The organism is Oleiphilus sp. HI0043, assembly GCF_001634935.1.
Window position 1 is genome coordinate 1 of record NZ_LWEY01000111.1, and the last position, 736, is coordinate 736.

Annotated in this window: 1 protein-coding gene; it reads left to right on the top strand. The window is 47.0% G+C overall.

All coding sequences use genetic code 11. The features are described from left to right. Window positions 1-142: 142 nt before the first annotated feature. The coding region (locus tag A3729_RS02100; RefSeq protein ID WP_197475489.1) for a hypothetical protein at window positions 143-736 on the top strand (594 nt) is incomplete at its 3' end.

Consider the following 736-nt stretch of genomic DNA (forward strand, 5'->3'; position numbering starts at 1 on the left):
TTAGCAAAGTGTTTTCTGATCAGACGATCACAGAACTGAGTATACGCATTCACCGCCAGCTTCCCGCTTCTGCATTAGACCCGGTGCTAAAGCTGGCACGAACTTACGGCATGGAAAGCCTGAGCATTCAGACGATTCAGCCATGAAGATCAAAAGTGCTCACATAACAACAGCAAGTCTCTTTGCGATCGCGCTCCACTTTTCCCTGGCACTAGCTTATAGCATCTATAGCTTGCCCTCTACTATTGCCATAAGCGGAGCTCAACAAGCAGGTGAAGACGGCTTAATAGCAGGCCTGGGTCTGGCAGGAAGCTTTGTGGATACCAGTGCCGCGGCCTCAAGTGAAGAAGCACCCAACGAGCAAGTTCAAGAAGAGCTTGTCGATATCAAAGAAACCCAAACACCAGACGAAGTCGCAGAAATCGAACCAGCGCTTGAAGCAATAGAAGAAACAATAGAAGAACCCACACCCGTCGAAACAATTGATATGGAGAAGAAGCAAACAGATCTGCCAGCCGAGCTTCCTGCTCCTGAGCAGGTGGCTAAAAAGCTAGAAACGACTCAACCAGAAACTAAGCAAGCAGAAACAAAGCAGGCTGAAGACAGCAAAACTCAGGAAGACATATTTGATAGTAAACAAAACAGTCGAGCAACTATCAAAGCAACGGGAACAGGGAAAAGCACTACGACAGGAGGTAAACCAGCTATTCAGCAAACTTATCTTTCTCGTATTCTC